The organism is Gluconobacter japonicus, from assembly GCF_002723975.1.
GTDB lineage: Bacteria > Pseudomonadota > Alphaproteobacteria > Acetobacterales > Acetobacteraceae > Gluconobacter > Gluconobacter japonicus.
The window spans coordinates 1-1480 of the sequence record NZ_BEWO01000062.1; the positions used below are offsets into that span (position 1 = coordinate 1).

A 1480-nucleotide genomic window follows, 5' to 3' on the forward strand; every position below is an offset into this window, starting at 1 on the left:
TAGACCCAATGACCGTCATTTGCCTCGCCTTCCGAGGTCAGGAGGAGCGTAAGCTCACTTTGTCACGAGAGGAGAATGACAATGTCGACGGTAAAATTCATCGGTCTGGATGTCCACAAAGAGACGATTGCCGTGGCTGTTGCAGACGATGGGCGATCGGGAGAAATCCGGTTCCACGGGACAATTCTCAACACGCCCGAGGCCATACGACGTCTGGTGTCGCGCCTGGCTACGCCTGATGCGACACTCCACTTTTGCTATGAGGCAGGTGGCTGCGGGTACGGCATCCATCGCCAGTTGCTGGGCATGGGTATGGACTGCAGTGTCATCGCCCCATCTGTAATACCGCGCAAGCCAGCCGACAGGGTGAAGACGGACAGGAGAGACGCCGAAATGTTGGCGCGACTGTTGCGATCGGGTGAGTTGACGGCAATCTGGATCCCGGATCCGGCACACGAGGCTATGCGAGACCTCGTACGCAGTCGGCGCCAGGTCAGACAGGATCTTGTTGCCTGCCGACAGATGCTTCTGGGGTTTCTGTTGCGCCATGGGCGTAAATTCACCGGTCGTACGAACTGGACAAAAGCGCACTGGAGATGGCTGGGAAGTCAGGCATTTGAAATACCACATCAGCAATTTATTTTGGGTGAAAGCATCCGACGCATTGAAGAAGCTCAGCAGCGTTGCGATCGACTGGACACCATGCTCATGGAGGCGTTACCGCGCTGGTCACTCGCGCCAGTAGTAAAGGCATTGCAGGCGTTGCGCGGTGTCGGCCCCATCGTGGCCATAACGCTTGCTGCAGAAATCGGGGACCTCAGCCGTTTTGAAACACCCAAACAACTCATGGGCTGGCTTGGTCTCGTGCCATCAGAGGCTTCCAGTGGCACCCGTACCCGTCGCGGCGCCATCACAAAAACCGGAAACCGAGAAACACGCGCAATGCTGGTTGAGGCAGCCTGGTCATACCGCCTGCCGGCACGCGAGGAGCGCCGTTATCGGGCGCGTGTCGAGGACTTGCCAGAGGAAATCAGGGCAATTGCATGGAAGGCGCAAGTTCGCTTGTGCCAGCGCTACCGAACTTTAGCGGCATCCGGTAAAGCCTTGCCGAAAGTAATCACGGCGATCGCGCGCGAGCTGGTCGGCTTCATCTGGGATATCGGTCGCCGCGTGCAACCAACCTGACACGGCTTCCTTCGCCCGGTCATCGGACCTGACGGGCGTGCCGCGAAGACCAGGCAAGATGGGTAATCCTCGTTGTAAGCTGGGGCAGGTTTCGACCGACGCCCGTCTATAGAGAGAGGAAGGCCCACGACGGAAATGGGAAATGCGGTAGCCAACCCGCGGATGAGAGCATGATCAATCGTCGTCGATCGGCTCGCGGCACACCCGTCAGGTCCACTATCAGTTTTTGGTCACACCAGACACCAGTCATGGTGTAGGCTTCTTGCAACTGCACTCCCCTAATGACGGTCATGAG

General features: G+C 58.0%; 1 protein-coding gene. It reads left to right on the top strand.

The features are described 5' to 3' along the window. Positions 1 to 81 precede the first annotated feature (81 nt). Positions 82 to 1185 (top strand): IS110 family RNA-guided transposase, encoded by a 1104-nt coding sequence (locus tag GJA01_RS15035; RefSeq protein ID WP_373317500.1) that lies wholly within the window; start codon positions 82 to 84, stop codon positions 1183 to 1185. Positions 1186 to 1480 lie beyond the last annotated feature (295 nt).